The sequence below is a fragment of the Hyphomonas sp. UBA3601 genome (assembly GCF_002375605.1).
Classification (GTDB): Bacteria; Pseudomonadota; Alphaproteobacteria; order Caulobacterales; family Hyphomonadaceae; genus Hyphomonas.
Window position 1 is genome coordinate 6,013 of sequence record NZ_DFME01000054.1, and the last position, 3,307, is coordinate 9,319.

General features: G+C 55.0%; 3 protein-coding genes and 1 pseudogene. 3 read left to right on the forward strand and 1 reads right to left on the reverse strand.

Translation table 11 applies throughout. The features are described from left to right. Positions 1–210, reverse strand: a pseudogene (locus B4F73_RS06265) (2-keto-4-pentenoate hydratase); the annotation flags it as partial. Between the two features lie 352 nt (positions 211–562). Between B4F73_RS06265 and B4F73_RS06270 the strand changes: the two are divergent. The 3 genes from B4F73_RS06270 to B4F73_RS06280 form a co-directional block, all read left to right on the forward strand. Then, positions 563–1,744 carry a pectate lyase family protein gene (locus tag B4F73_RS06270; RefSeq protein WP_290482764.1) on the forward strand — a complete coding sequence of 394 codons (1,182 nt, stop codon included), beginning with the start codon at positions 563–565 and terminating at the stop codon, positions 1,742–1,744. A gap of 50 nt (positions 1,745–1,794) precedes the next feature. After that, positions 1,795–2,844, forward strand: coding sequence for a LacI family DNA-binding transcriptional regulator (locus B4F73_RS06275; protein ID WP_290480191.1), 1,050 nt, complete (start codon positions 1,795–1,797; stop codon positions 2,842–2,844). 188 nt (positions 2,845–3,032) lie between these two features. Next, a partial coding sequence (locus B4F73_RS06280) for an RpiB/LacA/LacB family sugar-phosphate isomerase (RefSeq protein ID WP_290482765.1) occupies positions 3,033–3,307 on the forward strand: 275 nt, incomplete at its 3' end.

Below are 3,307 nucleotides of genomic sequence, written 5' to 3' on the forward strand. Positions count from 1 at the left end.
GCGATCCGTTCCATAACGATCAATATCTGCCCCATTAATGCGGCCAACTTTCCAACCAGCTAGCTCGTCGGGCCACATATCGATGGCGGCATCCTGTATGGAATAGGCCTCGGAAATGGATTGGGGCACAGTGCCCGGATACTCAGCCAGACTGCCGGCGGCAAGTCGCGCCTGAACGAATTTTTTTGCTATATTTTCAACTACGCTCACGCTTTTTCCTCAGCCTGCCTATCTTGGGGTAGACACTATAGGAAACCGGTGTCATTTTCAAACCTCCATAGTGATAAAAAGTGATCCGGAACGAGCGAATACTTGAAATCGGTCGGCAAATCCGGGGACAAGAAGTGAGGAAACACCCATGGCGAGACCGAATTATGCTCCCTTCCCAAGAATGATTGCTGCGTCAGCGCTGTTAGTCCTGTCCGGCTGCGCCACCGCACAGCCGCTAGGTGTCGCTCCAGCGGAGACTGAAACAACAGCCTCTGTACCAGTTGCCCCGTGGATGGGTCCGCTCGGGCCAGCAGCAATGACGGCGGGAGGGCGCGGCGGAGAAATCGTCAGAGTGACAAGCTTGGAATCCGATGGACCTGGTACACTCAGAGCAGCGCTGGAGGCCGATGGTCCCAAAATCATCGTATTTGAAGTGGGCGGCGTCATTGACCTTGATGGCAACAATTTGCGAGTTAGCTCGTCCAACACAACAATTGCGGGCCAGACCGCGCCGTCACCTGGCATTACCCTTATACGTGGTGGCATGGTTATCACCGGCGACGACATTATCGTTCAGCACATGCGTATTCGCCCGGGCGATCTGGGTGAAGGCTTACGAAGCGGCCGAGACATAGATGCGATCACGACGATCGCAGCTCACAATGTTATTGTCGACCACTGTTCGCTTAGCTGGGCGACGGATGAAAACCTGTCCGCTTCCGGCCCACGTTTCACCGGCGAAACTCCCAAAGACTGGCGCGAAGGCACATCACACACAATCGCCTATACCAACAACATCATCGCTGAAGGTCTGTCCCATTCGACACATGCGAAGGGAGAGCACTCAAAGGGATCGCTCATACATGACAATGTCAGCGATATCCTGATCTACGGAAATCTATACGCTCACAATTTCGAGCGCAGCCCACTTTTCAAGGGCGGCGTACAAGGCGCGATCGTGAACAATTTCATCTATAATCCCGGACAGCGCGGCGTTCACTATAATCTGCAAGGACTGGAATGGGGCGACGTGCCTGCGGAGACGGGCCGAATGGACCTGATCGGCAACGTGATGCGCGCGGGCCCCTCGACCAGCGAACGGTTACCGCTACTCATGATTGGGGGCGATGGCGACCTGGACCTCCACATATCTGGCAACATCTCCATAGATCACTGGGGTCATGAATTGCCGGAGCTTGGGCGCTACACATCATCTTCCACTCAGATTGCAGAACAGTCTGAACCTTCTGACATTGTTGCAGGGTTGCCAATTTTGGCTGCGAATCAGGTTGAGCGCTACGTCCTGAAGAACGCTGGCGCGCGCCCTTGGGACAGGGACTCAGTGGACGTTCGCATTTTGGCCGACACGGCGGAGGGGCGCGGTGAAATCATCGACAGTCAAAATCAAGTCGGCGGATATCCGACCGCGAGTCCGACCCACCGCGCCTTTGATCCGGCCCTGTGGGATTTGGAGACGATGCAACCTGCCGCTCCAGAAGCGCTGGACTCCGGCTTGAAAGCCAAGGGGACTTGAAGCCACCCCAAATCACGTCAAAAAGAGACGATGCATAGCAAGGCTTTCCCATGAGCGACGATGAACACGAGGCCAAACCGGTCCGAGACCGGTCTCAGGTAACAATTATAGACATTGCCCGCATGGCGGAGGTGTCCAAGAAAACCGTGTCTCGTGTCATCAATGAGTCACCGCTTGTTCGTGAGGAAACGCGCAAGAAGGTGAAGCGAATCATCGCTGAGACGGGCTTCACACCAAACCCTCAGGCACGCGCACTGGCTTTCCGGAAATCATTCTTGATCGGCCTCGTCTATGACAATCCAAGTCCGCAATATGTCGTCAATATGCAGCGCGGGATACTCGACACCCTGGGGGACACCGCCTTCCAGCTGGTCCTACGGCCCTGTGATCGTGGGGAAGAAGGCTATCGCGAACGCGTCCGATCTTTCATCCTACAACACAAACCACATGGCATAATCCTGACTCCATCCGTATCTGAAGATGAGGAACTTGCCGAGATTTTAAGAGAGGAGCAATGCGATTACGTTCGCATCGCCTCACTAGAACTGGACATTCCGTCGCGCAGCATTCGGACCCACGATGCTCAGGGGGCAGAAATGGCCGCCGCGCATTTGGCACAACTCGGCCACAAGCGTATCGGGCACATTCACGGACCAAAAACATTCCGCTCGGCCCACGAACGGCTGTCAGGGTTCAAACGCGGCCTTGAGGGTTATGGCCTTGAACTTGCTCCGGAATTGACGGTTGAAGGCGCCTACACATTTGATTCCGGTGTGACCAGTGCCACGCGGCTTCTCAACCGCCATGACCGACCCACAGCTATCTTTGCCGGTAATGATGAAATGGCCGTTGGCGTCTATGTCGCCGCTCGAAAGGCTGGCTTGAGAATTCCCGAAGACCTCTCGATTGTCGGTTTTGACGATACACCAATATCCGCAAGGATCTGGCCGCCGCTTACCACAGTTCGGTCTCCTATCCGCGAAGTTGGGCGCGCCGCCGCTGATCTCTTGGTGAAGCGTGGAGCAGGCTCCAGCGGCAACCAGGAACTACAATCTTTTCAGTTGGAGCTTGTGGTGCGAGAATCGACCCGCACAATCTAATTCTCGCCCGATCAACCGGTTGTCAGTCTGAAACACAAATGTTATGACACCGGTTACCAAACACGCCACACCGAAGATCACCGGGGTGATGACAGTCCTGGTCCAGATTCGGAACCTGATCACGGACGCGCCCTATCCCAGCTACGCTTTTCGAGGCGAAGTACTCAAGCAACAAAAGGAATACCCCCATGAAGATTGCGCTCATTATTGAAAATAGCCAGGCTGCGAAGAGCAGCATTGTCCATGACGCGCTTACTTCAGTTGCAGAGCCACTCGGCCATTCCGTTGCCCATTGCGGAATGTCCGGCCCGGACGACGAGGCACATCTGACTTATCCAATGATCGGCATCATGGCTGGCATTCTGATCAACTCAAACGCAGCAGATTTCATTGTTACAGGTTGCGGCACAGGCATGGGTTCCAACCTCGCATGCAATGCAATGCCCGGCGTATTCTGTGGCCT